The organism is Nonomuraea sp. NPDC050556, assembly GCF_044457355.1.
Classification (GTDB): Bacteria; Actinomycetota; Actinomycetes; order Streptosporangiales; family Streptosporangiaceae; genus Nonomuraea.
This window is the reverse complement of sequence record NZ_JBITGU010000002.1, coordinates 1,980,242-2,002,298: the sequence shown is the minus strand read 5'-3', so window position 1 is coordinate 2,002,298 and position 22,057 is coordinate 1,980,242. Positions and strand designations below refer to the sequence as shown.

27 protein-coding genes are annotated in these 22,057 nt (G+C 67.8%); 23 read left to right on the top strand and 4 right to left on the bottom strand.

Annotated features, from left to right (window positions below; all coding sequences use genetic code 11):
* The first annotated feature begins 2 nt into the window (after window positions 1–2).
* Genes ACIBG8_RS27645 through ccsB form a run of 4 tightly spaced genes read left to right on the top strand, consistent with a single transcriptional unit; the run spans window position 3 to window position 3,681 of the window.
* Window positions 3–569: a TlpA family protein disulfide reductase gene (locus tag ACIBG8_RS27645; protein ID WP_397345850.1), complete on the top strand. Its 567-nt coding sequence runs from the start codon at window positions 3–5 to the stop codon at window positions 567–569.
* Window positions 562–1,284, top strand: coding sequence for a cytochrome c biogenesis CcdA family protein (locus ACIBG8_RS27640; RefSeq protein ID WP_397345849.1), 723 nt, complete (start codon window positions 562–564; stop codon window positions 1,282–1,284). Before ACIBG8_RS27645 ends, ACIBG8_RS27640 begins: the two co-directional genes overlap by 8 nt.
* Window positions 1,284–2,780, top strand: a complete 1,497-nt coding sequence (locus ACIBG8_RS27635; protein WP_397345848.1) for a cytochrome c biogenesis protein ResB — start codon at window positions 1,284–1,286, stop codon at window positions 2,778–2,780. Before ACIBG8_RS27640 ends, ACIBG8_RS27635 begins: the two co-directional genes overlap by 1 nt.
* On the top strand, window positions 2,770–3,681 hold the full coding sequence (gene ccsB, locus ACIBG8_RS27630) for a c-type cytochrome biogenesis protein CcsB (RefSeq protein ID WP_397345847.1): 912 nt from the start codon (window positions 2,770–2,772) through the stop codon (window positions 3,679–3,681). Before ACIBG8_RS27635 ends, ccsB begins: the two co-directional genes overlap by 11 nt.
* Window positions 3,682–3,687: 6 nt before the next feature.
* Here the strand turns inward: ccsB and ACIBG8_RS27625 are convergent, their stop codons facing one another.
* Window positions 3,688–3,981 (bottom strand): PLDc N-terminal domain-containing protein, encoded by a 294-nt coding sequence (locus ACIBG8_RS27625; RefSeq protein WP_397345846.1) that lies wholly within the window; start codon window positions 3,979–3,981, stop codon window positions 3,688–3,690.
* Between the two features lie 78 nt (window positions 3,982–4,059).
* Between ACIBG8_RS27625 and ACIBG8_RS27620 the strand changes: the two genes are divergently transcribed.
* Window positions 4,060–4,965 (top strand): hypothetical protein, encoded by a 906-nt coding sequence (locus tag ACIBG8_RS27620; RefSeq protein WP_397345845.1) that lies wholly within the window; start codon window positions 4,060–4,062, stop codon window positions 4,963–4,965.
* A gap of 10 nt (window positions 4,966–4,975) precedes the next feature.
* Window positions 4,976–5,218, top strand: coding sequence for a hypothetical protein (locus ACIBG8_RS27615; protein WP_397345844.1), 243 nt, complete (start codon window positions 4,976–4,978; stop codon window positions 5,216–5,218).
* 61 nt (window positions 5,219–5,279) lie between these two features.
* Here the strand turns inward: ACIBG8_RS27615 and ACIBG8_RS27610 are convergent, their stop codons facing one another.
* A complete protein-coding gene (locus ACIBG8_RS27610) occupies window positions 5,280–5,501 on the bottom strand; it encodes a BldC family transcriptional regulator (RefSeq protein ID WP_026214226.1) in 222 nt (73 codons plus the stop codon).
* A gap of 256 nt (window positions 5,502–5,757) precedes the next feature.
* Between ACIBG8_RS27610 and ACIBG8_RS27605 the strand changes: the two genes are divergently transcribed.
* Window positions 5,758–5,973 carry a DUF4229 domain-containing protein gene (locus tag ACIBG8_RS27605; protein WP_397345843.1) on the top strand — a complete coding sequence of 72 codons (216 nt, stop codon included), beginning with the start codon at window positions 5,758–5,760 and terminating at the stop codon, window positions 5,971–5,973.
* On the opposite strand, the gene ACIBG8_RS27600 is transcribed toward ACIBG8_RS27605, so the two are convergent.
* A complete protein-coding gene (locus ACIBG8_RS27600) occupies window positions 5,970–7,190 on the bottom strand; it encodes a hypothetical protein (RefSeq protein ID WP_397345842.1) in 1,221 nt (406 codons plus the stop codon). The genes ACIBG8_RS27605 and ACIBG8_RS27600 overlap by 4 nt on opposite strands.
* A 78-nt stretch (window positions 7,191–7,268) precedes the next feature.
* Here ACIBG8_RS27600 and ACIBG8_RS27595 point away from each other — a divergent pair, with 78 nt between their 5' ends.
* The gene (locus ACIBG8_RS27595; RefSeq protein WP_397345841.1) at window positions 7,269–7,985 is read left to right on the top strand and encodes a demethylmenaquinone methyltransferase; all 717 of its coding nucleotides are present in this window, start codon (window positions 7,269–7,271) and stop codon (window positions 7,983–7,985) included.
* Here the strand turns inward: ACIBG8_RS27595 and ACIBG8_RS27590 are convergent.
* A complete protein-coding gene (locus ACIBG8_RS27590) occupies window positions 7,972–8,640 on the bottom strand; it encodes a hypothetical protein (protein ID WP_397345840.1) in 669 nt (222 codons plus the stop codon). The two genes, ACIBG8_RS27595 and ACIBG8_RS27590, sit on opposite strands and share 14 nt — an antisense overlap.
* A 316-nt stretch (window positions 8,641–8,956) precedes the next feature.
* On the opposite strand from ACIBG8_RS27590, the gene ACIBG8_RS27585 reads away from it, so the two are divergent.
* From ACIBG8_RS27585 to nuoK, 15 genes are all read left to right on the top strand, one after another.
* Window positions 8,957–9,823, top strand: coding sequence for a helix-turn-helix domain-containing protein (locus ACIBG8_RS27585; protein ID WP_397345839.1), 867 nt, complete (start codon window positions 8,957–8,959; stop codon window positions 9,821–9,823).
* Between the two features lie 72 nt (window positions 9,824–9,895).
* Entirely contained in the window at window positions 9,896–10,099 is a 204-nt protein-coding gene (locus tag ACIBG8_RS27580; protein ID WP_397345838.1) for a DUF397 domain-containing protein, read from the top strand.
* Window positions 10,083–10,472 carry a DUF397 domain-containing protein gene (locus ACIBG8_RS27575; RefSeq protein ID WP_397345837.1) on the top strand — a complete coding sequence of 130 codons (390 nt, stop codon included), beginning with the start codon at window positions 10,083–10,085 and terminating at the stop codon, window positions 10,470–10,472. Before ACIBG8_RS27580 ends, ACIBG8_RS27575 begins: the two co-directional genes overlap by 17 nt.
* A 181-nt stretch (window positions 10,473–10,653) precedes the next feature.
* A complete protein-coding gene (locus tag ACIBG8_RS27570; RefSeq protein WP_397345836.1) occupies window positions 10,654–11,907 on the top strand; it encodes a geranylgeranyl reductase family protein in 1,254 nt (417 codons plus the stop codon).
* Between the two features lie 58 nt (window positions 11,908–11,965).
* A complete protein-coding gene (locus ACIBG8_RS27565; protein WP_397345835.1) occupies window positions 11,966–12,361 on the top strand; it encodes an NADH-quinone oxidoreductase subunit A in 396 nt (131 codons plus the stop codon).
* 2 nt (window positions 12,362–12,363) lie between these two features.
* Complete coding sequence (locus ACIBG8_RS27560; RefSeq protein ID WP_397345834.1) at window positions 12,364–12,915, top strand: NuoB/complex I 20 kDa subunit family protein; 552 nt, start codon at window positions 12,364–12,366, stop codon at window positions 12,913–12,915.
* A gap of 47 nt (window positions 12,916–12,962) precedes the next feature.
* Window positions 12,963–13,568: an NADH-quinone oxidoreductase subunit C gene (locus tag ACIBG8_RS27555; RefSeq protein ID WP_397346194.1), complete on the top strand. Its 606-nt coding sequence runs from the start codon at window positions 12,963–12,965 to the stop codon at window positions 13,566–13,568.
* On the top strand, window positions 13,565–14,875 hold the full coding sequence (locus ACIBG8_RS27550; protein WP_397345833.1) for an NADH-quinone oxidoreductase subunit D: 1,311 nt from the start codon (window positions 13,565–13,567) through the stop codon (window positions 14,873–14,875). Before ACIBG8_RS27555 ends, ACIBG8_RS27550 begins: the two co-directional genes overlap by 4 nt.
* Window positions 14,872–15,528, top strand: coding sequence for an NADH-quinone oxidoreductase subunit NuoE (gene nuoE / locus ACIBG8_RS27545; RefSeq protein ID WP_397345832.1), 657 nt, complete (start codon window positions 14,872–14,874; stop codon window positions 15,526–15,528). Before ACIBG8_RS27550 ends, nuoE begins: the two co-directional genes overlap by 4 nt.
* On the top strand, window positions 15,525–16,811 hold the full coding sequence (gene nuoF / locus ACIBG8_RS27540; RefSeq protein WP_397345831.1) for an NADH-quinone oxidoreductase subunit NuoF: 1,287 nt from the start codon (window positions 15,525–15,527) through the stop codon (window positions 16,809–16,811). Before nuoE ends, nuoF begins: the two co-directional genes overlap by 4 nt.
* A complete protein-coding gene (locus tag ACIBG8_RS27535; protein ID WP_397345830.1) occupies window positions 16,808–19,165 on the top strand; it encodes an NADH-quinone oxidoreductase subunit G in 2,358 nt (785 codons plus the stop codon). The genes nuoF and ACIBG8_RS27535 overlap by 4 nt, the downstream gene beginning before the upstream one ends.
* On the top strand, window positions 19,162–20,505 hold the full coding sequence (gene nuoH / locus ACIBG8_RS27530; RefSeq protein ID WP_397345829.1) for an NADH-quinone oxidoreductase subunit NuoH: 1,344 nt from the start codon (window positions 19,162–19,164) through the stop codon (window positions 20,503–20,505). Before ACIBG8_RS27535 ends, nuoH begins: the two co-directional genes overlap by 4 nt.
* Complete coding sequence (gene nuoI, locus ACIBG8_RS27525; RefSeq protein ID WP_397345828.1) at window positions 20,492–21,007, top strand: NADH-quinone oxidoreductase subunit NuoI; 516 nt, start codon at window positions 20,492–20,494, stop codon at window positions 21,005–21,007. Before nuoH ends, nuoI begins: the two co-directional genes overlap by 14 nt.
* Entirely contained in the window at window positions 21,000–21,761 is a 762-nt protein-coding gene (locus tag ACIBG8_RS27520; RefSeq protein WP_397345827.1) for an NADH-quinone oxidoreductase subunit J, read from the top strand. Before nuoI ends, ACIBG8_RS27520 begins: the two co-directional genes overlap by 8 nt.
* Window positions 21,758–22,054 carry an NADH-quinone oxidoreductase subunit NuoK gene (gene nuoK, locus ACIBG8_RS27515; RefSeq protein WP_397345826.1) on the top strand — a complete coding sequence of 99 codons (297 nt, stop codon included), beginning with the start codon at window positions 21,758–21,760 and terminating at the stop codon, window positions 22,052–22,054. The genes ACIBG8_RS27520 and nuoK overlap by 4 nt, the downstream gene beginning before the upstream one ends.
* Window positions 22,055–22,057 lie beyond the last annotated feature (3 nt).

Genomic DNA, 22,057 nt, shown 5'->3' with positions numbered 1-22,057 from the left:
CCGTGCGCGCTCAGAGCATCTCCCTCGTCGTGCTGGCGCTCGCCCTCGCCGGTTGTGCCGGCAGTCAGGGCGGCCAGCCGCAGGCGGGTGACACCAGGTTCGTCGCAGGCGACGGCAAGGTCACGCTGTTCCCCGCGGCCGACCGCAAGGCCGCGCCCGCGATCGAGGGCCCCACCCTCGACGGCGGCACCGCCTCGCTCGCCGCGCACAAGGGCAAGGTCGTCGTCATCAACTTCTGGGCGTCCTGGTGCAACCCGTGCAGGGCCGAGGCGCCCGTGCTCAAGGACATCGCGGCCAAGACCAAGAACAGCGGCGTGGAGTTCATCGGCGTCGACTTCAAGGACGACAAGGCGCGCGCCCAGGCCTTCGAACGCACCGAGCAGACCGGCTACCCGAGCATCTTCGACCAGCCGGGCAAGGTGGCGCTCGCCTTCCAGGGCACCGTGCCGCCGGCCGCGATCCCGTCCACGCTCATCATCGACGAGCAGGGCAGGGTGGCCGGGCGGGCGCTCGGCGCGGTCAAGTACACCGACCTGATGAACGCGGTCACCAAGGTGCGCGATGAGTGACGTCGTCGCCTCGGGGTCGCTGCTGCTCGCCGTACCGATCGCGATCCTCGCCGGGCTGGTGTCCTTCCTGTCCCCGTGCGTGCTCCCGCTGGTCCCCGGCTACCTGTCGTACGTGACGGGGATGAGCGCCGACCCCAAGCGCAACCGGCTGGTCATGGGCGCGGCGCTGTTCGTGGCCGGGTTCGCCCTCGTCTTCGTGGCGGCGGGCGCGCTGGTCGGCGGCATCGGCGGCGTGCTGCTGCAGAACTCCGAGATCATCACCCGCGTGCTGGGCGTCCTCACGATCGTGCTCGGCCTGGCCTTCCTCGGGGTGATCCCCGGGCTGATGCGCGACGTGCGCATCCACAAGCTGCCCGCGGCGGGCCTCGCCGGGGCGCCGCTGCTCGGGGTGGTGTTCGGGCTGGGCTGGACGCCGTGCATCGGGCCGACGCTGGCCGTGGTGCTGACGCTGGGCGCGACCGAGGGCAGCGCCTCTCGCGGCGCGCTGCTGGCCGTCGCCTACGCGCTCGGGCTCGGGCTGCCGTTCGTCCTGGCCGCGTTCGCCTACAGCTGGGCGCTGCGCACGTTCAAGGCGATCAGGCGCCACTCGCAGCTCATCACCAGGATCGGCGGCGGCCTGCTGGTCGTGGTCGGGATCCTGCTCGTCACCGGTCTGTGGGGAGAGTTGATCGCGAGCATGCAGGTCCTCATCGGCGGATTCGAGACGAGCATCTGATGGGTGTAGCCGGTTGGGCCAGATGGTTCTGGCGCACGCTCACGTCGATGAAGACGGCGCTGATCCTGCTGTTCCTGTTCGCGCTGGCCTCGATTCCCGGCTCGCTCGTGCCGCAGCGCGGGGTGGAGCCGGAGAAGGTCGCGCGGATCTACCAGAACGACCCGGCGCTCGCCGAGTGGTACGAACGCTTCAACCTCTTCGACGTCTTCACCTCGCCGTGGTTCGCCGCGATCTACCTGTTGCTGTTCACCTCGCTGGTCGGTTGCGTGCTGCCGCGCACCGCGGTCTACCTGCGCGAGCTGCGCCGCAGGCCGCCCGACGCGCCACGCAACCTGTCCCGCCTGCCGCACCACTCGACCGTGGACGGCTCGCTCGACGACGCGGCCGCCCGGCTCAGGAAGATGCGCTTCCGGGTGAGCACCGGCGACGGCTGGGTGTCGGCAGAGAAGGGCTACCTGCGCGAGACCGGCAACCTGTTCTTCCACGTGGCGCTGCTCGGCATGCTCGTGGCCGTCGGCATCGGCTCGCTGTACGGCTACCGCGGCAACGTGCTGGTGATGGAGGGCGACGGGTTCGCCAACACCGTGGCCAACTACGACCGCTACATCCCGGGCAGCCAGGTCAACGCCGAGTCGCTGGAGCCGTTCTCCTTCCACCTCGACGACTTCCAGGCCAGCTACCAGGTGGGCGGCGAGAAGAACGGGCAGGAGCTCGACTACACCGCGAAGCTGCAGGTGGAGGACGCGCCGGGCGCCAAGGCCAGGCCGTACGACCTCAAGGTCAACGAGCCGCTGGAGATCAACGGCACGCAGACCTACCTCATCGGGCACGGCTACGCGCCCGCGTTCAAGGTGACCGACGGCAAGGGGAACGTGGTCTTCGACGGCCCGGTGCCCTGCCTCATCGAGTACAAGCCGACGCTGGTCTCCGGCTGCGTGGTCAAGGCGGTCGACGCCCAGCCGGAGCAGCTCGGGTTCCTGCTGCGCTTCCTGCCGATGAGCGACGGGCAGGGCGGCTCGCTCTTCCCCGGCGCGCTCAGGCCGCAGGTGCAGCTGCTCGGCGCGTTCTCCGGCGACTTCGGCGACCGCACGGGGATTCCCAGGTCGGTGTACGAGCTGGCGCCGCCGGAGATCATGAAGACGCTCAAGCCCCTGCTCATGGGGGCCAAGGCGGGCCCGCCGCTCTCGCCTGGCCAGTCGGTCGAGCTCCCCGGCGGGGTCGGCAAGATCGAGTTCACCGCGGTGAAGGAGTGGATGACGCTGCAGGTCGCCTACGACCCGGGCCGGGTGCCCGTGCTCGTGGCCGCGGCCGTGGCGACCATCGCCATCGCGCTCTCCCTGATGATCCGCCGACGCCGCGTGTTCGTGCGCGTTTCTTCCGAGGGACGCATCGAAGTGGGTGCGCTCACGCGCACCGAGGGTTCCGCAGCGGGCTTCGCCGAGGAGTTCGCCGACATCGTGAAGGCCCTATCAGCAGGAGACAAGGATGTCCGCTGAGCAACTGGCCCAGTTGAGCGACCAGCTCGTCCTGGGCTCCGTCCTGCTCTACCTCGCCGCCATGATCGGGTTCGCGCTCGACCTGGCGTACGGCAAAGCCACCGTGGACACCGCCTCGCAGGCGGCCTCCGAGAGCGGCGGCGCCACGATGACGGCCGTCGCCACCAAGGCGCCGCCTGCCTGGGCGGTCAGGGCGGGCACGGTCGCCATCGTGCTGACCTGGATCGGCTGGGCGAGCAACCTGGCCGCCATCGTGCTGCGCGGCCTGTCGGTCGGCCGGTGGCCGTGGGGCAACATGTACGAGTTCGTGATCGGGATCTGCTTCGCGGCGATCACGGCGTTCCTGCTCACCCAGACGCGCTACAACGTGCGCTTCCTGGGCGCCTTCGTCACGATCGCCGCCACCCTCGGGCTCGGCTTCGCCGTCAAGTTCCTCTACACCGCGGCCGGTCCGGTGGTGCCCGCGCTGAACTCCTACTGGATCGCCATCCACGTCACCGCCGCGATCCTGGCCAGCGGGCTGTTCACGCTGGCCGCCGTGGCGGGGATCCTCTACCTCGTCAGGGGCGACGGGCTGTCGCGGCTGCCCGCGCGCGCCGACCTGGAGCGCGCCGCGCACCGGGCGATCGTGCTCGCCTTCCCCGTGTGGACGTTCGCGGTCATCGCCGGCGCCATGTGGGCGGACAAGGCGTGGGGGCGTTACTGGGGCTGGGACCCCAAGGAGGTCTGGGCGTTCATCACGTGGGTGGCCTACGCGGCCTACCTGCACGCCCGGGTCACGGCCGGGTGGCGCGGGAAGTCAGCGGCGATCGTGCAGCTCGTGGCGTACGGCTGCCTGCTGTTCAACCTGGTCGGCGTCAACATCTTCCTGGGCGGCCTGCACAGCTACTCGGGCCTGTAGGAGGGGTCACTCGTCGTCGCGCAGGCGGCGTTCGAGGTCTCTGAGGAACTCGGGGTCGTCGTCCGGGCCCTTCGGCGGTCCCGGTCTGGCGGCTCGCGCGGGGGAGCGGAGCTCGCGCTCCTCGTTCTGCCTGCCGTACAGCAGCCAGAAAGCGCCGCCGACGACCGGGACGAGGAGGACGACGACCACCCAGAGGGCCTTGGGAACGTTCCTGGCCTCCTCCTCCGGCGTGGTGATGACGTCGAACAACGTGTAGAGCCAGAAGGCCACGATCGCAAGGCCGATCAGCACACCTGCCATGTCCGAACTGTAAGCCATTCGACGCGTGATCGTGTTTTCTGGTTACTTATCCAAGATCAGCGTCGTACGGTGGGGTACATGGCGCATTCTCGTGACGAGGGATCGGGGCGTCATCGGAGAGGGCGCTGGTGGCGTCGCGGGTCCTACCTCTTCTCGCGGCGCAAGGAAGCTCCCAAGGACGCCGACCGGTCGTTCTGGTCGCTGGGCAAGCGCTCGGAGGACTCGTTCCGCGCCAGGGAGCTGGCCGCGCTGCGCAAGCCGGAGATCCGTCCTGCGGAACGCTTACCCGGCGCTGCTGTGGCCGACCGGCCGCAGTACACCTGGCACGACTTCGAGCTCCAGGACGACCGGCCGCGCGCCCAGCCCAACCGCCCCGACGCACCGGAGCGCGGTGACGGCCTGCGCCACTGCGGCAGGCTGGAGAAGATCCTGCACCGGCAGTGGGACGCCCGCCAGGGCCCGCCGTCCGCCGACGCCGTGCGCGCCGTGGAGAGCCTGGCCAGGCTGCCCGACCGGCTCAAGGACCTGCTCGCCGAGACCATCGAGGGCATCTACGTCGGCCAGGGCGGCGTGCCCGACCTCGACGACATGGGCTACCTGCGCGGCGCGCCGCTGCCCTCGGGCCGCGCCACCTGGGACATCTGCGCGGGCGCCTACGGCGAGCGCAAGATCGTCGTGGGGGACCGGCCCTCGCCCACGCCCGACGTGATGATGCACGAGGTCGGGCACGCGATCGACGACGTCGGGGCGCCCTATGGCGATTGGGTGTCGGACTCGGCGGAGTTCGTGGCACTGTATGAGCGGGCGACTTTCGTGTCGTCCTTCCACCGGCAGGGCAACGGCCTGGGCCGCAAGGAGTTCTTCGCCGACGCCTTCGCCGCGATCGCGTCCCGGCAGCGCCCGGCGCTGCTCGACATGCTCGGCGGCGACACGCGTATGGCGCTCGATGTGATGTTGTTCTTCAACCGCCGCTACGGAATCTAGGTGGTGAACCATGTACGTCATCCGGCTCGCTGACGGGACACTGCGCGTCCCCCAGAGTCTGGCCAGTGCTGACGGGCGGCTCATCGGCAACGCGTACGTCGAGGTGGGGCCGGGCGATCCCGACTACGAGAAGTGGCTGCCCGAGTCGCTGACCGAGGCGGAGTTCGCCGAGCGCAAGGAGCGGTGGGCGGCGGAGAACGACGACCTGGAGCGGGAGTTCCTGGCGTTCAGAGCGCAACAGGAAGACGCGTGACCGGGTCGCTCCGGTGATCCTGGCGCTTGTTGGCGTACAGGATCACCGTTGACGAGTGACGTCAGACGCGCGGGGACTCACCTGCCGGCCGATCGGCCGTAAGGACGTCCTCGCCACGGAGAAGGGCGTGCACTTCCGATTCGCGGAAGCGACGGTGCCCTCCGGGGGTACGGATGCTACTGATGCGGCCTGCCGCGGCCCAGCGCGTTACCGTCTTTGGGTCTACCCGGAAAAGGGCGGCAACCTCACCCGGGGTCAGCAGACGCTCGCTGCTACTCTCCACCAATCTCTCCCCCTCGCATCCCGCTTCCTGCCAGCGGGCGGACAGGTAACCAAGTGTGTCGAGCGAAGCCTGATTTATCCGCGGTTTTCGACAAAGATCACGGGTTGTTATCAGCTGACTGCCCGATTGTTATATGATAGAGCCTCTTTGGCCCTGTCGTGGGTGTTTCTTTACGAAAGGGCCTGACTGGGAACAGTAGCAGCGCTCGCGTCGGATGCGAAGAGCGGGCGGTTCGTCGGGCGAGTAACCTCGACGTGTGCGTCCAGCTCTCGTTTACACCGCATCCAGGATCGGCCTGTTTCTTGTGGCCCTCGGCGTGTTCTATCTACTTACCCTGCGCGGGTTCCTGCTCTTCGCCGCTGCCTTCGTGGCCAGTGGCGTAGCCAGCTATGTCCTGCTGACCAAGCAGCGTGACGCCGTCAGCTCCCGCATCAGCAACAAGATCGACCAGCCCAAGCCGGAAGGCGACTAGGGCAGGGGGAACATGCCGATCCGGGCATGGTACTCCCGTCCAAGGCGGGTTGTGTCACTACCGGTGAGTAGTCCGCCTTTGTGTGCGAGAAAAGCCTTCACGCCGATCCCGCGCTCCCGCCCGGGGTTCCAACTCAGCGCCTTTCCCGTCGTGGGATGAATGGCCGCGATGCCCTCCCTGGGCACCGCGCCGGGCCCCGCGTCGTCGCTGCCGTACGGGTTGTTCATCCACCGCTGGTGCCCGCCCACGTAGACGGCCGCACCGGTGACCGCGACGGAATAGAGGGAATCGCCGCCGGTGAAGTTCACCCACGTCGGCTTGATTCGATCACCGCGGCTGTAGGTCTCGAACCTGGCCGCCGTGTCGCAGAGTTTGTGGTTGCCGTTCGGGCCGCCCGTGGTGACGACGGCGAAGTAGCTTCCGTCCGGGGCGAAGTCGAGGCCGCGCACATATGAGGGGAAGCTGTCCATGCACTCAGGCTCGTAGGCGTCGGTGTGCCAGTCGGCCACCTTGGCCGTGGTCCCGCCGATGTCGATCAGCCCGAGCTGCGGCCTCGGCAGGCCGTCCAGCGTGGTGAAGCTGCCGTCGACGGCGAGGCGGTCCTTGGTCGCGGACAGCGCGTAGACCTTCACCTTGGGGGTGCGCGGCGCGCCCGGCGCGACGGCGAAGTGCGGGTCGTCGACGCCGGTCGAGGCGTTCACCCTGCCCAGGCCGTCCTTTGCCGTACGGCCCAGCCGGGTGAAGTCACCGCCGACGTAGAGCGCGGAGCCGCGCCTAGCCAGCGCGGTGACCATCCCGCCGTAGACCTGCGCGTTGAACGAGCTCAGCCGCGCGCCGTCCGTTGTGTTGAGCCTGACCAGCGACCTGCCGCGGGTCCTGTTGACGGTGACGAAGTCGCCGCCGACGTAGACGCTGCCGCCCGCGCCGGCGGCCAGGGCGTACACGGGGCCGTCCAGCTCGGGGGCGAACGGTAGGATCTCGCCGGTGCTCAGGGAGTAGGCGAAGATGTTGTCACGTTCCAGCGTCACCGTACGGCGGGCGTCGGCGACCTCGGTGAACGACCCACCGACGATCACGGTGTCGCCGACGAGCGCGAAGGCGTTGACGATGCCGTCGAGAACGTGCGGGGTGTAGTCGACCGGGTCGGCCGAGACCACCCGCGCGTGCGCGACGGGAGAAGCGGCCAGCAGGGCGGCGAGGGCGGCACGGGCAAGCATTCGCCAAGTCCTAGCATACTCTGAGTAATACCCGTGCTACTTTCTGTTTATTGTCGGGATAGCTCTAGGCTTAGGGGCATGACGCGCGCTCAGTTGGACAAGCAGCCGCATGAGGTCGCCGCGATGTTCGATCGCACGGCCCGGCGCTACGACCTGGTGAACGACATCATCTCGATGGGCCAGGTGCGGCTGTGGCGCAAGGCTGTCGCCGCCGCCGTCGACGCGGGCCCGGGTGAGATCGTGCTCGACCTCGGGGCGGGCACCGGCACCTCCACCGACAGCTTCACCACGCTCGGCGCGCGTGCCATCGCTTCTGACTTCTCGCTCGGCATGCTGCAGACCGGCGTGCAACGCCACGGCGGCAACGCCCTGACCGGCGGGGGAGTGCCGTTCATCGCGGGCGACGCCATGAAGCTGCCCTTCGCCGACGACTCCGTCGACGCGGTGACGATCTCGGTGGCGCTGCGCAACGTGCACGACACCGCGCAGGCGCTGCGCGAGATGCTCCGCGTGACCAAGCCCGGCGGGCGGCTGGTGATCCTCGAGTTCTCGCACGTGACGGTCAAGTCGTTCGACCTGGTCTACCGCGAGTACCTGATGAAGATGTTGCCGCAGGTGGCCAAGGTGTTCGGCTCCAACGACGACTCCTACGAGTACCTTGCCGAGTCGATCCGCGACTGGCCCGACCAGCCGACCCTGGCCCGCACCATCCAGCAGGCCGGCTGGGAGCGGGTGGCGTGGCGCAACCTGACCATGGGCATCGTCGCCATCCACCGGGGGTTCAAGCCCGCCTGAGCTCGACCGTGAGCAGGTGCGGCCAGCGGTAGTGCGGGAAGATCGCTACGTCGGCGGCGAAGCAGGCGACCTTGATCTCGGGGACGTAGTCCTCGAAGAGCCCGGCGCTCATCCCCGACCTGCACCAGAGGAGCAGCAGGGTGCTGTCGGGGGTGCTCGCCGTACTCATCACGAGCGGCAGCCACCCTTCCCGCGTCCGCATCGCGGTCTTGAGGCATAACCCCTGGAACCGATGCCTGACCACGAGCCTGGCCCCGGCCCGCCGTATAGGGGGTAGAGCGAGCCCCATGAGCACAGCGAGCGCGACGGCGCCGAACTGGTGAACCCCCAGCCCGACCGCCCCGGCCAGCCCCAGCTCGACCCGCCAGCGCCAGACCATCCCCAGGACCGCCAGGAGCCCGGTGTTGCGCGGGATCTCCGGATGGTGCCGCGGATGCCCACCCGCGAACCCACCCGGCGGCCTGGCTCCGCCGTTGCCCGGCTCCTTGGGCACCTCCGCCCGAAGCACGACGAGCTGGTCGAACCTGGGATCCCGGTACTGACGCCCGCCCCAGGGCGTCTTGCCGATCTGCCATCCGTGCGCCTGGGCGACCGCGTCGGGGGCGCGCCAGAATCGTTCTTCTAAGCGCGCGCGTAAGGGAGTAGCGTCGTTCATGTCCACGGCTCCGATGTCCCGTAGGTGATGAGGTTCGGGGTGCTGTGGGAATCCCGGGCGGATGGGCTGCAACCATCCGCCCGTTCACGTGGAGCCTGCGATCGCTCAGGGCCGATGTTTCATCTCGGCTGCTTTCCGCCCGTTGAGGGGAAGTGCGGGCTAGTCTCAGAATGTGGCGAAGGGACGCCCCGTGCAATTCCCGCCGGGACGATGCTCGGGCTTCCCTTTGGGACGGAACACGCGCGTCCCGGAGACGATTGCGCTGGGGACGAAGCGGGCATATCCATAGGGTTTTCTCTGAAAGGAGACCGGGTTGATGGCCGAGGTCAGCCCGACACTCCGTCGTCGCCGGCTCGCAGCGGAGCTACGACGGCTCCGCGAGGCTGCGGATCTCAACGGGGCGCAGGTGGCCAAGAAGCTCGGCTGGTCGACCTCCAAGATCTCCCGCATCGAAACCGGCCAGGTGGTCCCGCAGCGTAAGGACGTTCAGGACCTGCTCAAGTGCTACGGAACTCCGAAGGTGCGCGCGGCGCTGCTCATGGGTCTGGCTGCGGACGCCGAGCGAAAGGGCTGGTGGGAGGCGTACGCCAGTGACCTCCACGACGTCCTGAGCACCTATATCGGACTGGAGTCCGAGGCGGCTGAGATCCTGGGCTGGCAGACGTCAGTGGTCCCCGGTCTGTTGCAGACCCGCGAATACGCCTTGGCCGTCAACGGGCTGGATCTGATCCTGGGCTCGACCTCGCCCGCCCGTGTCGAGCGCACTGTGGAGATCAGATTGCGCCGGCAGGCGAGGCTGAGCGCGCCCACGCCGCTCGTTCTGTCCATGATCATCGACGAGGCGGTCCTCCTGCGGCGGTATGGAGATGAGGATGTGATGCGCGGCCAGCTCCTCCATCTGCTGAAGGCCGCGGAACTGCCCAATGTCACCCTTCGGGTGCTCCGGCTCGCCGATCGGCATCCGGCAGCCTGGACCGACTCGCTCCTCCTCCGTTTTCCCGAAGTCGAGGGGCTGGGCCAGCTGTCGGGCGACGTGCTTTACAGCCAGTCGTTCAACACCCAGGCCATCGAAGAGGACGAGCAGATCACCTACAACTTCTCGGTCGTCTTCGACCACCTCTCCGACGCCGCACTGGATGTGGACGATTCAAGAGACCTGATCAGCGCGCTCGCAGCGGTATGACATGTCTCGTTATGGCATGGAATAGCCCCATTCAGGGAACATGGAGGGTGCCCCCGAGACGAGGAGATGCGCGTGCGTCCACATGCTCATCCCAGCGCCGTCTGGCGCAAGAGCAGCTTCAGCTCGAACACTGGTGAATGCATCGAGGTGGCGGATCTGCCCGGCGGCGCGATCGGAATCCGCGACTCCAAGGACGCCGAGGGCGGGATCCTCGTCTTCACGGCCGCAGAATGGCGGGCCTTCGTGGCAGGAGTACGTAATGGAGAGTTCGGCTAGGGCAATGCCCAGTCGGCCGCCGGTACCGGTTCTCCAATGCGCGAGTTACAGAACTGTAACACCTTGTGACGTTAGATCTTCGGCGCACGATGCTCCTGTGATTGACTCGCACGGGCCCGCGTCCGCGTGGGTTCTGGGCAACCATGTCTCGGGGACTAACAGGAGCGGTGAAGCTGAGATGGCAGCTGAGGTTGACGCGTGGTTCAAGAGCAGCTTCAGTCAGCCCTCAGGTGAGTGTGTGGAGATACTGCGCTCCGCCGACTCCATCCGCGTCCGAGACTCCAAGGATCCCTCCGGGGCTGTGCTGACGTTCACGCACGGTGAGTGGCGGGCGTTCCTGGCGGGAGCCCGTAACGCTGAGTTCGACGTCTGACCGTCAGCAAGTGATCACAGTAAGCCCTCCGTTTCCGACGGAGGGCTTTCACGTGCACCCGGCTGACACCTTGCGTCGGAAAAGGGTTAGACTTCCGGGCGACAAGTTTGTGAAGACCTTCACAAAGGGAACAGGAAGGCCCCACCCGAGGCCGTCAAGCGTGTAGGACAGGACAGGTCCCGTGACCGTGCCAGCCGCCATCCAGGCTGACGCCGACGTCATCGTCGTCGGCGCCGGTCCCGCCGGTTCCGCAACCGCCTTTTACCTCGCCCAAGCCGGGCTGGACGTGTTGCTCCTGGAGAAGACCAGGTTCCCCCGCGAGAAGGTCTGCGGCGACGGGCTGACCCCGCGGGCGGTCAAGCAGCTGCAGAACATGAACGTCGACATCGACGCCCCGGGCTGGATCAGGAACAAGGGGCTCAGGGTCGTCGGCGGCGGGCTCAGGTTCGAGCTCGACTGGCCCCAGCTGGAGCGCTTCCCCGACTTCGGGCTGGTGCGTACCCGCCAGGACTTCGACCAGATCGTCGCGGCCAACGCGGTCAAGCACGGGGTCCGCCTGATGGAGGGCGTCAACGTCACCGGGCCGGTGCTCGACGACCGCAGCGGGCACGTCGTCGGGGTCACCACCAAGGACGGGGCCACCTATCGCAGCCGCGTCGTCGTGGCCGCCGACGGGAACTCGACTCGGCTGGCGCTCAACATGGGGCTGCACAAGCGCGAGGACCGTCCGATGGGCGTGGCCGTACGGACCTACTTCGAGAGTCCGCGCCACGACGACGACTACCTCGAGACCTGGCTGGAGCTCTGGGACGAGGAGACGCTGCTGCCCGGCTACGGCTGGGTGTTCGGCGTCGGCGACGGCACCTCCAACGTGGGCCTCGGCCTGCTCAACACCAGTGACGCCTTCGGCAAGATCGACTATCGCGAGCTGCTGAAGCGCTGGTGCAGGAACATGCCTGCGGAATGGGGCTTCACCGAGGAGAACATGACGTCGCCCATCCGCGGCGCCGCGCTCCCGATGGCCTTCAACAGGCAACCCCACTACACGCGCGGCCTGGTGCTCGTCGGTGACTCCGGAGGTTCGATCAACCCGTTCAACGGTGAGGGCATCGCCTACGCCATGGAGACCGGGGAGATCGCGGCCGAGGTCATCGTCAAGGCGCTCAAGGGCACCACGCCGGCTCAGCAGGAGCGCATCCTGCGCACCTATCCCCAACTGCTGAAAGACGCCTATGGCGGATATTTCACCTTGGGTAGGTTGTTCGTCGAGGCGATCGGGAAGCCAGGTGTGATGAGCTTCGGTACACGGCACGGGCTGCCGCACCCGAGGCTGATGCGCTTCGCGCTGAAACTCCTTGGTAATCTCACCGACCGGCGAGGCGATGCGTCAGACCGGATCATCAACGCACTCTCAAAGGTCGCCCCACCAGCATGAAGCTCAAACACACCCGGCACACTTGTAGATCTGACAGTTTTCCTGAGGAGGCGTAGCGGTGGACCTTTACGTGCCCATCCTGGTGCTCGCCGTTCTCGCGGGAGGGTTCGCGATCTTCTCGGTCGCCATCGCTCCCTTCACCGGTCCCAAGCGCTGGAACCGCGCCAAGCTTGACGCCTACGAATGCGGCATCGAGCCGACGCCCCAGCCGGTCGGTGGCGGACGGTTCCCGCTGAAATACATGATCACCGCGATGTTGTTCATCGTGTTCGACATCGAGATCATCTTCCTTTATCCGTGGGCGGTCTCGTTCGCGCCCAAGCACGCAGACAACGGGCAGGTGCTCGCCTCGGGCCTCGGGGTGTTCGCGCTGGTCGAGATGCTGCTGTTCATCGTGACCGTGCTCGTGGCCTACGCGTACGTGTGGCGCCGCAAGGGTCTGGACTGGGACTAGAAATGGGACTTGAAGAAAAACTGCCAAGCGGGTTCATCCTCAGCACGGTCGAAGCGGCCGCCGGCTGGGCGCGTAAGAACTCGGTCTGGCCGGCCACGTTCGGTCTGGCGTGTTGCGCCATCGAGCTGATGGCCACCGGTGGCCCCCACTTCGACCTGGCGCGCTTCGGCATGGAGCGCGCTTCGGCGTCTCCCCGCCAGGCCGACCTGATGATCGTCGCCGGTCGCGTCTCGCAGAAGATGGCGCCGGTGCTGCGCCAGATCTACGACCAGATGGCCGAGCCCAAGTGGGTCATCTCGATGGGCGTGTGCGCCTCCAGCGGCGGCATGTTCAACAACTACGCCATCGTGCAGGGCGTGGACCACGTCGTCCCCGTCGACATCTACCTGCCTGGCTGCCCGCCGAGGCCCGAGATGCTGATCGATGCGATCGTGAAGCTGCACGACAAGATTCAAAACATGAAGTTCGGTGCGCACCGGGCGAAGCAGATCGAGGATCTCGAACTGCAGGCGCTGCGCACGCTGCCACTGATCGACCAGGGGGCTGGGAAGTGAGCGACAACCTTCCCGAGGTACCGGAAGGGCCGATCGCGCGGCACGGCATGTTCGGCGCGCACGACTCGGGTGACACCTCCGGCTATGGAGGACTCGTCGTACGGCGGGCCCCCCAGCTCGCCACCCCGCGCCCGTACGGCGGCTACTTCGACGAGCTCGTCGACACCCTCGACCTCGACGACGCCATCGAGCGCGTCGTCGTCGACCGCGGCGAGCTGACCCTCCACGTCAAGCGCGAGCGCCTCCTGGAGGTGCTGCAGAAGCTGCGCGACGACGCCGCCCTGCGCTTCGAGCTCTCGCTCGGCGTCACCGGCGTGCACTACCCGCACCTCGTGGGCGAGGAGCTGCACTCGGTCATCCACCTGTGCTCGATCACCCACAACAAGCGGGTGCGCGTCGAGACGAGCGCTCCCGACGACGACCGGCACATCCCGTCGAGCGTGGGCATCTACCCCACGCACGACTGGCACGAGCGCGAGACCTACGACTTCTTCGGCATCATCTACGACGGCCACCCGGCGCTGACGCGGATCATGATGCCGGACGACTGGGACGGTCACCCGCAGCGCAAGGACTACCCGCTCGGCGGCATCCCGGTCGAGTACCGCGGCGCCACCATCCCCGCGCCCGATGAGAGGAGGTCTTACTCATGACCACGACCGAGGGAAAGATCTACTCCGTCGACGGCGGCGACTGGGACCAGGTCGTCGGTGAGGTCCGTGACAGCGAGGAGGAGCGCCTCGTCATCAACATGGGCCCGCAGCACCCGTCCACGCACGGCGTGCTCCGCCTGGTCCTGACCCTCGACGGTGAGACGGTCACCGAGGCGCGCGGCGTCATCGGCTACCTGCACACCGGCATCGAGAAGAACATGGAGTTCAGGACCTGGACCCAGGGCACGACGTTCGTGACCCGCATGGACTACCTGGCGCCGATCTTCAACGAGACCGCCTACTGCATGGGCGTCGAGAAGCTGCTCGGCATCGAGGACCGCATCCCGGACCGGGCCCAGGCCATCCGCGTGATGATGATGGAGCTCAACCGCATCTCCTCGCACCTGGTCGCGATGGGCACGTTCGGCATGGAGCTCGGCGCGACGACGCCGTTCCTGTTCGGCTACCGCGACCGCGAGCTGATCATGGACCTGTTCGAGTACATCACCGGCCTGCGGATGAACATGGCCTACATCAGGCCGGGCGGCGTGAGCGTCGACCTGCCCGCCGGTGCCGTGGACAAGGTCGGGGAGTTCCTCAAGGAGTTCCCCAAGCGCATCAGGGACATCCGCAAGCTGCTCGACGAGAACCCGGTCTACGTGCGCCGCACCAAGGACGTCGGCTACCTCGACCTCACGGGCTGCATGGCCCTGGGCGTCACGGGCCCGATCCTGCGCAGCGCCGGCCTGCCGTGGGACCTGCGCAAGTCGCAGCCCTACTGCGGCTACGAGACCTACGACTTCGACGTCGCGGTCGAGCACGGCGCGGACGTCTACTCGCGCTACCTCGTGCGCATGAAGGAGATGGAAGAGTCCCTCAAGATCGTCGAGCAGGCGCTGGACCGGATCGCCGGTCCGCTCAAGGGCCAGCCCGTGATGATCGAGGACAAGAAGATCGGCTGGCCCGCGCAGCTCGCGCTCGGCCCTGACGGCTTCGGCAACTCTCCCGACCACATCGCGCACATCATGGGCACGTCCATGGAAGCGCTCATCCACCACTTCAAGCTGGTGACCGAGGGCTTCAGGGTGCCCGCAGGCCAGGCGTACGCCGCCATCGAGTCGCCCAAGGGCGAGCTCGGCGCGCACGTGGTCAGCGACGGCGGCACCCGCCCCTACCGCGTGCACTTCCGCGAGCCGTCCTTCACGAACCTGCAGGCCTTCCCCGCCATGGCGGAGGGTGGGCAGATCGCCGACGTCATCGCGGCCGTAGCCTCGATCGACCCCGTCATGGGAGGTGTGGACCGGTGACATATTCACCGGAAGTCCGGGAGCGTCTCGAGCGAGACGCCAAGGAGATCATCGGGCGCTACCCGAAGACGCGGTCGGCGCTGCTGCCGCTGCTGCACCTGGTGCAGTCGGAGGACGGCTACGTCTCCGACGACGGCCAGGAGTTCTGCGCCGAGATGCTGGGCCTGACCAAGGCCGAGGTCACGGGCGTGGCGACGTTCTACACCATGTACAAGCGCAAGCCGGCCGGCGACTACCACGTGGGCGTCTGCATCAACTCGCTGTGCGCGGTCATGGGCGGCGACCAGATCTGGGAAGAGCTGTCGGAGCACGTCGGCGTCGGCCACGAGGAGACCACCGGCGACGGCAAGGTCTCCCTGGAGCGCATCGAGTGCAACGCGGCCTGCGACTTCGCGCCCGTGATGATGGTCAACTGGGAGTTCTTCGACAACCAGACGCCGGAGTCGGCCAAGCAGCTCGTCGACGACCTGCGTGACGGCAAGAGCGTCTCGCCGACCCGCGGCCCGAAGAAGCTCTGCTCCTTCAAGGAGGCCTCGCGGGTGCTGGCCGGTCTGCCCGACGACCTCGCCGGTGACGGGCCTTCCGCTGCCGGACCCTCGCTCGAGGGCCTCAAGGTCGCCAAGGCCAACGGATGGAAGGCACCGGAAGCGTGACCACTCTGACACCGGTCCTCACCGCCAACTGGGACCAGGCCAACTCCTTCACCCTCGAGGGCTACGGCGAGTACGAAGCCGCGAAGAAGGCCCTGGCCATGGACCCCGACGCGGTCATCCAGGCCGTCAAGGACTCCGGTCTGCGCGGGCGCGGCGGCGCCGGCTTCCCCACCGGCATGAAGTGGGGCTTCATCCCGCAGGGTGACGGCAAGCCGCACTACCTCGTCGTCAACGCCGACGAGTCCGAGCCTGGCACCTGCAAAGACATCCCGCTGATGATGGCCAACCCGCACTCGCTGGTCGAGGGCATCATCATCACGTCCTACGCGATCCGCGCCAGCCACGCCTTCATCTACGTGCGCGGCGAGGTGCTGCACGTCATCAGGCGCCTGCACGCGGCCGTCCGCGAGGCGTACGAGAAGGGCTACCTCGGCACCGACCTCTTCGGCTCGGGCTACGACCTCGAACTGGTCGTGCACAGCGGCGCGGGCGCGTACATCTGCGGCGAGGAGACGGCGCTGCTCGACTCGCTGGAGGGCTTCCGTGGTCAACCGCGACTCAAGCCCCCCTTCCCGGCCGTAGCGGGGCTCTATGCCTCGCCTACTGTCGTGAACAACGTGGAGTCGATCGCCAGTGTTCCCTCGATCATCTCCAACGGCGCCGACTGGTTCGCCGGGATGGGCACGGAGAAGTCGAAGGGTTTCGGCATCTTCTCCCTCAGCGGCCACGTCACCAGGCCGGGCCAGTACGAGGCGCCGCTCGGCATCACGCTGAACGAGCTGCTCGACATGGCCGGCGGCATCCGCGAGGGGCACCAGATCAAGTTCTGGACCCCGGGCGGCTCGTCCACGCCGATCTTCACCGACGAGCACCTGGACGTGCCGCTCGACTTCGAGGCGGTCGGCGCCAAGGGCTCGATGCTCGGCACCCGCGCGCTGCAGATCTTCGACGAGACCACCTGCGTGGTCCGTACGGTGCTGCGCTGGACGGAGTTCTACGCGCACGAGTCGTGCGGGAAGTGCACGCCGTGCCGCGAGGGCACCTACTGGCTCAAGCAGGTCCTCAGGCGCATGGAGGCGGGCCAGGGCACGGAAGAGGACATCGAGACGATCACCGACATCGGTGACAACATCCTCGGTCGCTCCTTCTGCGCGCTCGGCGACGGCGCGGTGAGCCCGATCCACTCGTCGGTGAAGTACTTCCGCGACGAGTACCTCAAGCACTTCGAGATCGGCGGCTGCCCGTTCGACCCGAAGAAGTCCACTGTCTGGGGTGACAAGTGAGTGAAGTAGTCACGCTGACGATCGACGGTTTCCAGATCACCGTGCCCAAGGGCACGCTGATCATCAGGGCCGCCGAGCTGCTCGGCATCCAGATCCCCAGGTTCTGCGACCACCCGCTGCTCGACCCGGCGGCCAACTGCCGCCAGTGCCTGGTCGACATCCCCGACGCGGGAAACGGCCGCGGCTTCCCCAAGCCGCAGCCGTCCTGCGCGATCGAGGTCGCCGAGGGCATGGTCGTCGCCACCCAGCTCACCTCTCCGGTCGCGGAGAAGGCGCAGCGGGGTGCGATGGAGTTGCTGCTCATGAACCACCCGCTCGACTGCCCGGTCTGCGACAAGGGCGGCGAGTGCCCCCTGCAGAACCAGGCGATGTCCAACGGGCAGGGCGAGTCCCGGTTCCACGAGCACAAGCGCACCTTCCCCAAGCCGCTGCCGCTGTCGACGCAGGTCCTGCTCGACCGCGAGCGGTGCGTGCAGTGCGCGCGCTGCATCCGCTTCTCCGACCAGATCGCGGGCGACCCGCTCATCGAGTTCTTCGAGCGCGGGGCCAAGGAGCAGGTGCGGGTCGCGGACGGCAAGCCGTTCGACTCCTACTTCTCCGGCAACACCATCCAGATCTGCCCGGTCGGCGCGCTGACCAGCGCCGCCTACCGCTTCCGCGCCCGGCCGTTCGACCTCGTGTCGACGCCGAGCGCGTGCGAGCAGTGCGCCTCAGGCTGTTCTCTCCGTACGGACCACCGCCGCGGCAAGGTCACCCGCCGCCTGGCCGGCAACGACCCGCTGGTCAACGAGGAGTGGAACTGCGACAAGGGCCGCTTCGCGTTCACCTACGCGACGCAGCCCGACCGCCTGAAGCTCCCGCTGGTGCGCAACGCCGAAGGCGTTCTGGAGCCCACCTCGTGGCCGGAGGCGCTCGCCGTCGCCGCAGCGGGGCTGGCCAAGGCGCGCGGCAAGGCCGGCGTGCTGATCGGCGGCAGGCTGACCGTCGAGGACGCCTACGCCTACTCCAAGTTCGCCAGGGTCGCGCTCGGCACCAACGACATCGACTTCAGGTCGCGCCCGCACTCGGCCGAGGAGACGCAGTTCCTCGCCCACCAGATCGCGGGCACGGGCATCGAGATCTCCTACGCGGACCTGGAGAAGGCCCCGGCCGTGCTCCTGGTCGGGTTCGAGCCGGAGGAGGAGGCCCCGATCGTCTTCCTGCGCCTGCGCAAGGCGTGGATGAAGAGCGGTCTCAAGGTCTCCGCCATCGCCCCGTTCGTCACCCCTGGCCTGGCCAAGATGGGCGGCACGCTCGTCCGCACCGAGCCTGGCGCCGAGGCCCAGGCCATCGGCGACCTGGTCGGCTCGCTGGCCGAGGGCACGATCGTGCTCGCCGGCGAGCGGCTGGCCACCGTACCCGGCGCCCTTTCCGCCCTTGTACGGCTCAGCGTCTCGTCGGGCGCCAAGGTCGCCTGGGTGCCGCGCCGGGCAGGCGACAGGGGCGCGGTCGAGGCCGGCGCCCTGCCGAACCTGCTCCCGATCGGCCGCCCGGTCGACGACGAGAGCGCCAGGGCTGAGGTCGCCCGGGTGTGGAACGTCTCCTCGCTCCCGGACACCCCGGGCCGCGACGGCGACGCCATCCTGGCTGCCGCGCTGAACGAGCAGCTCGACGCGCTCGTCATCGCCGGTGTCGACCCGTACGACCTGGCCGACCCCGAGGCGGCGCTGGCCGCCCTGGAGAACACCCCGTTCATCGTCAGCCTCGAGATCCGCGCCAGCGCGGTCACCGACCGGGCCGACGTGGTCCTGCCGGTCGCCGCGACCGTGGAGAAGGATGGCACGTTCGTCGACTGGGAGGGCCGCGGCCGCTCCTTCGAGGCGGCGCTCAGGGTTCCCGGGCTCATGTCCGACCTGAAGGCCGTCAGCGCGATCGCCGACCACATGGACGTGCACCTCGGCCTGCCCGACGCGGCGGCCGCCAGGCGCGAGCTCACCGGGCTCGGCGCCTGGCGCGGCACCCGCGTCGCGGCGCCGAACGACAACGGCCGCTCCCAGCAGGCGCCGAAGGCCGGCCAGGCGCTCCTGGCGACCTGGCACCTGCTGCTCGACGACGGCCGACTGCAGGACGGCGAGCCGTACCTCGCAGGTACGGCACGCACGCCCGAGGCCCTGGTCTCCGAGAGCACCGCGGCCGAGATCGGCGTCGCCGACGGCGACAAGCTCGTCATCGGTGACTCGGTCACCCTGCCGGTTCGCGTCGCCGACCTGCCCGACCGGGTGGTCTGGGTGCCGACGAACTCCGGCGGCTGCTCGGTGACGCGTGACCTGCGCGCGGTCGCCGGCGACATCGTCAAGATCGGGAGCGCCTCATGATCTACCTGGCTGATCCGACCCTTGCCGATTTCGGCAAGGATCCGCTGTGGATCACCATCATCAAGGCCGTGCTGCTGTTCGTCTTCCTGATGCTGTGCGTGCTGTTCGGCGTCTGGTTCGAGCGCAAGCTCATCTCCAGGATGCAGAACCGCATCGGCCCCAACCGGGCGGGCAAGTTCGGCCTCCTGCAGTCGGTGGCCGACGGTCTGAAGATGGGCCTGAAGGAAGACCTCTTCCCGCGGACCGTCGACAAGGTGGTCTACCTGCTGGCTCCGGTCATCATGGTGGTCCCGGCCTTCCTGGCCTTCTCGATCGTGCCGTTCGGCCCGATGGTGAACCTGTTCGGCGTGCAGACGCCGCTGCAGCTCGTGGACCTGCCGGTCGCGGTGCTGTTCATGCTGGCCATGGGCGCCATCTCGGTCTACGGCGTGGTGCTGGCCGGTTGGTCGTCGCGCTCGCCGTACGCCCTGCTGGGTGGTCTCCGCAGCGCGGCGCAGGTGGTCTCGTACGAGATCGCGATGGGGCTGTCCTTCGTGGGCGTCTTCCTCTTCGCCGGGACGCTGTCGACCTCCGAGATCGTGCACGCGCAGGCGTCCGGCGGCGAGGTCTTCGGCATCCCGATGCCGTCCTGGTACGTGGTGCTGCTGCTGCCGTCCTTCCTGATCTTCGTGATCTGCGGGTTCGGCGAGGCAGCGCGTATCCCGTTCGACCTGCCCGAGGGCGAGGGCGAGCTGGTCGGTGGTTTCCAGACCGAGTACTCCTCCTCGCTGAAGTTCGCCCTGATCATGATGGGCGAGTACCTGCACACGTTCACCGCCTCCGCGATGGCCATCACGCTCTTCCTGGGCGGATGGCGCGCACCGTTCCCGATCTCCTGGTGGAGTGGCGCGAACGAGGGCTGGTGGCCGCTGCTGTGGTTCTTCATCAAGTTCGTCCTGGTCTTCTGCTTCGTGGTCTGGGTGCGCGCCTCGCTGCCGCGCGTCCGCTACGACCAGCTGATGGCGCTGGGCTGGAAGGTTCTCATCCCGCTGAACCTGGCCTGGATCATGCTGGTCGCGGTCGTCAGGACCGTCATGTACGTCAGGGACGGCACGTTCGAGGGCGGGTCGCTCCCGCTCGTCATGGTCATCGCGGCCATCGTGCTCCTGGGCGCGCTCGGCATCTGGGCCAGGTTCGACACGGTCAACCAGCGCCGCAAGGAAGCTGCCAAGGCGCAGGTCGAAGCCGAGTACGAGGAGCTGCGCAGCGAACCGACCGCAGGCGGCTTCCCGGTTCCGCCGCTCGATCTGCCGCACTACCACGGGGTGCAGCACAAGGAGGTCTCCAGTGGGACTAACTGACTGGCTGAACCCCGTCAAGGGCTTCGGCGTCACCTTCCACACGATGTTCAAGAAGCCCGTCACGGTGAACTACCCGGAGGTGAAGCTCCCCACGGCGCCTCGCTTCCACGGTCGCCACCAGCTGAACCGCTGGCCTGACGGGCTGGAGAAGTGCGTCGGCTGCGAGCTGTGCGCATGGGCCTGTCCGGCCGACGCCATCTTCGTCGAGGGCGCGGACAACACCGAGGAAGAGCGTTTCTCCCCCGGCGAGCGGTACGGGCGCACCTATCAGATCAACTACCTGCGATGCATCCTCTGCGGGCTCTGCATCGAGGCTTGCCCGACTCGCGCGTTGACCATGACCAACGAGTACGAGCTGGCCGACACCTCGCGTGAGAGCCTCATCTACACCAAGGAGATGCTCCTGGCCCCGCTCACCGCGGGCATGGAGCAGCCTCCGCACGCGATGCGGCTCGGCGAGACCGAAGAGGACTACTACCGGCTGGGACGGAACAATGGGTGAGACCATCACGTTCTGGGTGCTCGCCGTCGTCTCCGTCGGCGCGGCCCTCGGCATGGTGTTCAGCCGCAAGGCGGTCTACTCCGCGCTGATGCTCGGCGCGGTCATGCTCTGCCTCGCCGTCCTCTACGCCGTGCAGGAAGCGCCCTTCCTGGCAGCCGTGCAGATCATCGTCTACACCGGCGCCGTCATGATGCTCTTCCTCTTCGTGCTCATGCTGGTCGGCGTCGACTCCTCGGACTCCTTCGTGGAAACGCTCAAGGGCCAGCGGTTCTGGGCGATCGTCGCGGGGCTCGGCTTCGCGACGCTGATCACGCTGGCCATCGGCAACGCGTTCTTCACCACCTCCAAGGGGCTCGGCGCGGTGACGCAGGAGGCGGGCGGCAACGTCCCCGCCCTGGCGAAGCTGATCTTCACGCGCCACGTGTTCGCCTTCGAGGTCACCTCGGCGCTGCTGATCACCGCGGCGCTCGGCGCGATGGTGCTGGCGCACCGCGAGAAGCTGGTCGCCAGGCCGACGCAGAAGGAGCTGGCTCGCGCCCGCTTCCTCGGCGACCACCCGTCGCCGCTGCCCGGCCCCGGCACCTACGCCAGGAACAACGCGATCGACATGCCCGCCCTGCTGCCCGACGGGACGGTCTCCGAGCTGTCCGTCAACCGGCACATCGCGCGCTACGACGTCGAGCAGGGTCACCTGCCCGAAGACCCCAAGCTCGCCGAGGCCATCAGGCACGCGGTTGAGGAGGAATCCAAGTGACCACGCAGTACCTGGTCCTTTCCGGGCTGCTCTTCGCCATCGGCGCGATCGGCGTGCTGGTCCGGCGGAACGCGATCGTGGTGTTCATGTGCGTGGAGCTCATGCTCAACGCCTGCAACCTCGCGTTCGTCACGTTCGCCAGGCAGTGGCAGAACCTCGACGGCCAGATCATCGCGTTCTTCGTGATGGTGGTCGCCGCGGCCGAGGTCGTGATCGGCTTGGCCATCATTGTGACGATCTTCCGAACCCGCAGGTCAGCGTCCGTGGACGACGCCAACCTGCTGAAGTACTAAGAG

Excerpts from the sequence above, each read along its gene's own strand:
- ACIBG8_RS27640 (WP_397345849.1), top strand. The coding sequence starts at position 562 with ATGAGTGACGTCGTCGCCTCGGGGTCGCTGCTGCTCGCCGTACCGATC.
- ACIBG8_RS27635 (WP_397345848.1), top strand. The coding sequence starts at position 1,284 with ATGGGTGTAGCCGGTTGGGCCAGATGGTTCTGGCGCACGCTCACGTCG.
- ccsB (WP_397345847.1), top strand. The coding sequence starts at position 2,770 with ATGTCCGCTGAGCAACTGGCCCAGTTGAGCGACCAGCTCGTCCTGGGC.
- ACIBG8_RS27625 (WP_397345846.1), bottom strand. The coding sequence starts at position 3,981 with ATGGCAGGTGTGCTGATCGGCCTTGCGATCGTGGCCTTCTGGCTCTAC.
- ACIBG8_RS27620 (WP_397345845.1), top strand. The coding sequence starts at position 4,060 with ATGGCGCATTCTCGTGACGAGGGATCGGGGCGTCATCGGAGAGGGCGC.
- ACIBG8_RS27615 (WP_397345844.1), top strand. The coding sequence starts at position 4,976 with ATGTACGTCATCCGGCTCGCTGACGGGACACTGCGCGTCCCCCAGAGT.
- ACIBG8_RS27600 (WP_397345842.1), bottom strand. The coding sequence starts at position 7,190 with ATGCTTGCCCGTGCCGCCCTCGCCGCCCTGCTGGCCGCTTCTCCCGTC.
- ACIBG8_RS27595 (WP_397345841.1), top strand. The coding sequence starts at position 7,269 with ATGACGCGCGCTCAGTTGGACAAGCAGCCGCATGAGGTCGCCGCGATG.
- ACIBG8_RS27590 (WP_397345840.1), bottom strand. The coding sequence starts at position 8,640 with ATGAACGACGCTACTCCCTTACGCGCGCGCTTAGAAGAACGATTCTGG.
- ACIBG8_RS27585 (WP_397345839.1), top strand. The coding sequence starts at position 8,957 with ATGGCCGAGGTCAGCCCGACACTCCGTCGTCGCCGGCTCGCAGCGGAG.
- ACIBG8_RS27575 (WP_397345837.1), top strand. The coding sequence starts at position 10,083 with ATGGAGAGTTCGGCTAGGGCAATGCCCAGTCGGCCGCCGGTACCGGTT.
- ACIBG8_RS27560 (WP_397345834.1), top strand. The coding sequence starts at position 12,364 with ATGGGACTTGAAGAAAAACTGCCAAGCGGGTTCATCCTCAGCACGGTC.
- ACIBG8_RS27555 (WP_397346194.1), top strand. The coding sequence starts at position 12,963 with ATGTTCGGCGCGCACGACTCGGGTGACACCTCCGGCTATGGAGGACTC.
- ACIBG8_RS27550 (WP_397345833.1), top strand. The coding sequence starts at position 13,565 with ATGACCACGACCGAGGGAAAGATCTACTCCGTCGACGGCGGCGACTGG.
- nuoH (WP_397345829.1), top strand. The coding sequence starts at position 19,162 with ATGATCTACCTGGCTGATCCGACCCTTGCCGATTTCGGCAAGGATCCG.
- ACIBG8_RS27520 (WP_397345827.1), top strand. The coding sequence starts at position 21,000 with ATGGGTGAGACCATCACGTTCTGGGTGCTCGCCGTCGTCTCCGTCGGC.